2 protein-coding genes and 1 pseudogene are annotated in these 3,908 nt (G+C 69.0%); 2 read left to right on the top strand and 1 reads right to left on the bottom strand.

The features are described 5' to 3' along the window. Positions 1-130: 130 nt before the first annotated feature. Together RMN84_RS07310 and purH are read left to right on the top strand one after the other, a co-directional pair. Positions 131-1,774, top strand: a complete 1,644-nt coding sequence (locus tag RMN84_RS07310) for a heparinase II/III family protein (RefSeq protein WP_309611522.1) — start codon at positions 131-133, stop codon at positions 1,772-1,774. An 18-nt stretch (positions 1,775-1,792) separates the two neighbouring features. Continuing rightward, on the top strand, positions 1,793-3,376 hold the full coding sequence (purH, locus tag RMN84_RS07305; RefSeq protein ID WP_309611521.1) for a bifunctional phosphoribosylaminoimidazolecarboxamide formyltransferase/IMP cyclohydrolase: 1,584 nt from the start codon (positions 1,793-1,795) through the stop codon (positions 3,374-3,376). A 3-nt stretch (positions 3,377-3,379) separates the two neighbouring features. Here purH and RMN84_RS07300 read toward each other — a convergent pair. Beyond that, positions 3,380-3,908, bottom strand: a pseudogene (locus RMN84_RS07300) (lipopolysaccharide biosynthesis protein); the annotation flags it as partial.

Genomic DNA, 3,908 nt, shown 5'->3' with positions numbered 1-3,908 from the left:
GCGGGATCGATCCGGTTACCGCGCGCCAGGCCGTCGACGCCGGTGCGACCGCGCTCGTCGCCGGCACCGCCGACTTCATGGGCGGGCCGGACCCTTCTGCGGCCAAGAACCGGGCGCTCCGGGGCGAGGTATGAACGCGGCGCCAGGCGATGTGATCGGCAAGCTGGCCAAGGGCTCGCTGCTGTCCCGCCTGATGAGTGCCAAGAAGGAGCCATTGCGTCTTGCCGCCGTCCCGCGCGATCATGTCGACGGCGATCGCGCGCGCGGCGATGCATTGCTCGCCGGGCAGTTTTTCCTCGGTAGCGAGACTATCGCCCTCACCGATTTCGATTTCGCCACGCTTGGCGCCGACAGCCGCATCGCCACGCTGTTTCAGGGCTTCTCCTGGCTGCGTGACCTCGCCGCCTCGACCGGCCGCGACAAGGGCGCGAAGCTGGCCGAGGCGATGGTTGGTCGCTGGCTCTTGGCGCACGGCACGAAGGTCGACGAGGCGTGGCGCCCGGCGCTGTGGGGCGAGCGCATCCTGTTCTGGACCGCCTATGCGCCGTACATCCTTTCGAGCCGCGACGCCGGTTACCGTTCGGCCCTGCTCAACACGCTGGCGCGCGGTGCCCGCCATCTCGACGCCGCCGCCGACAAGGCGCCGGCGGGGCTGGCGCGAATCACCGCTTGGTGCGGAGTGATCGTCGCCGGCCTGCTCGTCCAGGGCGGCATGGGCCGGGTTGCGCGCGGCGAGGCGGGGCTGGCCCGGGCGCTGGCCGGGGCGCAATATGAGGACGGCGGGTTGATGAGCCGATCGCCGGCCGAACAGGCGCAGTTCGTCGACCGCATGGGCCTCCTCCGCGCCGCTTATTTCGCGGCTAAGCAAAGCCTACCCGACAGCCTCGAGAACGCCGCCGCCGCCGGGCTCGCCGCGCTGCACGGCGTGACGATGGGCGATGGCGGCCTGTCGAGCTGGCAGGGCGGCAATCCCGGCGACGCCGCCGCGCTGACGGCGCTGGTCGACGGCTGCGGCCTGCGCGCTCGCCCGCTGCGTCAGGCGAAGGGCTGGGGCTATCAGCGGCTGAGCGCGCTCGGCACGGTCGTCGTCCTCGATGCCGCCGCCCCGCCGCCCGCGAAACTGTCGGCACACGGCTGCGCCTCGACCTTGGCAATCGAGGTCAGCGACGGGATCCAGCGGCTGATCGTCAATTGCGGCGGACCCGGCGAACTGCCGACCGACCTGCCCGACGAACTTGTGGCGGCGCTGCGCACCACCGCCGCGCACAGTACGCTCGTCCTCGACGACACGAATTCGACCGCGATCCTCGCCGACGGCACGCTCGGCAGGGGCGTGGCGAGCGTGCCCGTCGAGCGGTCCGAGGACAATGATTCGACTCGGGTCGAGGCGAGCCACGACGGCTATCTCAAGGGCTTCGGCCTGCTCCACCAGCGCACCCTGATCCTCGGCAACGACGGCAAGGAATTGCGCGGGCTCGACCGCATTGTCGCCAAGGGCCGCCGCAAGATTCGTGAAGCCGCCGCCTACGCCGTCCGCTTCCACCTCGCGCCCGGAGTGGAGGCGACCGCCACCGCCGACGGCATGGGCGCGATCCTGCGCTCGCCGGGCGCGCCGCCGTGGAACTTCCGCTGCCGTGGCGCCATGCTGACGGTCGAGGAAAGCCTGGTCGTCGACGGCACCGGCACCCCGCGCCAGGCGGCGCAACTGGTCATCGTCGGCGAAGTCTCCGGCCTCGGCGGCGAAATCGCCTGGCAGCTGCGCCGCTCGAGCTAACACGCCAAAAGGAAATCAATGATCGACCTCGTTCCCGTCCGCCGGGCGCTGCTTTCGCTATCCGACAAGAGCGGCCTCGAACCACTCGCGGCCGCGCTCGACGCGCATGGCGTGGAACTGGTTTCGACCGGCGGCACGGCCAAGGCGCTGCGCGACATGGGCCACCGCGTGCGCGACGTCGCCGACCTCACCGGCTTTCCCGAGATGATGGACGGGCGGGTCAAGACATTGCACCCGATGGTCCATGGTGGCCTGCTGGCGGTGCGCGACAACCCGGCGCACGCCGCCGCGATGGCCGAACACGGCATCGGCGCGATCGACCTTGTCGTCGTCAATCTCTACCCTTTCGCCCAGACCGTCGCCAACGGCGCCAGCCGCGACGAGATCATCGAGAATATCGATATCGGCGGCCCGTCGATGGTCCGCTCGGCGGCCAAGAACCACGCTTTCGTCGGGATCGTCACCGACCCGGCCGACTATCCCGAAATCATCGCCAGCCTCGACGGCGGGACTTCGCTTGCCCTGCGCAAACGCCTTGCGGCGAAAGCCTACGCCAGCACCGCCGCCTATGATTCGATGATCGCGAGCTGGTTCGCCTTCGCCGACCAGGGCGAGATATTCCCCGAGCGGCTGTCATTTGCCCTGACCCGTGGCGAAACCCTCCGTTACGGCGAAAACCCGCATCAGCAGGCGGCTTTCTACGCCGCCACCGGCCCGTCCGCGAAGGGCATCGGCCAGGCGCGGCAGGTGCAGGGCAAGGAGCTCAGTTACAATAATTACAACGACGCCGACGCCGCGCTCGAATTGATCGCCGAATATCGCGACGCCGGCCCGACCTGTGTCATCGTCAAGCATGCCAATCCGTGCGGCGTCGCAACCGCCGCGACCCTCGCCGAAGCCTATGAAGCGGCGTTCCAGTGCGACAGCGTCTCGGCATTCGGCGGCATCGTCGCGGTCAATCGCCCGCTCGACCGCGCTACGGCCGAGGCAATTACCGGCCTCTTCACCGAAGTCGTTGTTGCGCCCGATGCCGACGACGACGCCATCGCTTTGTTTGCGGCGAAGAAGAACCTTCGCCTGCTGCTGACCGGCGGCCTGCCCGATCCGGCGCGTCGCGGTCTGACCGCGAAATCGATCACCGGCGGCTGGCTGCTCCAGTCACGCGACAATGGTCACATCGCTGCCGCCGACCTCAAGGTCGTGACCAGGCGCCAGCCGACCGACGCCGAAGTCCGCGACATGTTGTTTGCCTGGACCGTCGTCAAGCACGTCAAGTCCAACGCCATCGTCTATGCCAAGGACGGCGCCACCGTCGGCATCGGCGCCGGCCAGATGAACCGCCGCGACTCCGCCCGCATCGCCGCCGCGAAGGCTCGCGAAGCGGCCGAGACCCTCGGCTGGCCCGCCGCGCGCACGATCGGCTCGGCGGTCGCGTCGGACGCCTTCTTCCCCTTCGCCGACGGGCTGTTGTCGGCGATCGAAGCGGGGGCGACTACAGTCATTCAGCCGGGCGGATCGATGCGCGACGCCGAGGTGATCGCGGCGGCGGACGAAGCCGGTCTGGCGATGGTCTTCACGGGACTGCGCCACTTCCGGCACTGATCCCTACGCGTCGGCCTGGTTGGCCTGAAGCACTTCGATCTCGCTCTTGCGCAGCCGGAACAGCTCGCGGTCTTCGGGGCCGAAGCCCTTGGTCCACACCACGATCCCGAACGCCGCCATGATCGCCGGAATGCCGACGATCAGCTGCCAAAACTCGGGCAGGAACAGCCGGACGGGGATGCCGATGACCAGCCCTGCCAAAAGCGCAAGCAGGATATCCCGCCGCCAACCTGACACCGGCGCGCCCAGCAGCCTAGCCAGCAGCAATGACTTGGCGATCGACGCGAACGCCAGCGCGATGCACAGCGCGACCGCCGGCCCGGTCGCCTGGTGCGCCTCGTCCCAGCCGATATTCCGCATCGCGATGATCAGCGCCGCCGCCAGCCCGGCCTCGATCGCCAGCATGACCAGGCTGATCGCCATGTTGCGGTGGCGATCGACATAGATCAGCGCCGCTTCGCTGACGACTGCGGTCGCGGCAATCACTTCCGCTGCCAGCAGGAAGCCAAGCGTCGCCGTGCCGCCGGTGAAG

Origin of the sequence: Sphingomonas sp. (assembly GCF_031380695.1) — a bacterium.
Lineage (GTDB): Bacteria > Pseudomonadota > Alphaproteobacteria > Sphingomonadales > Sphingomonadaceae > Sphingomicrobium.
This window is presented reverse-complemented; position numbering and strand designations above follow the sequence as displayed.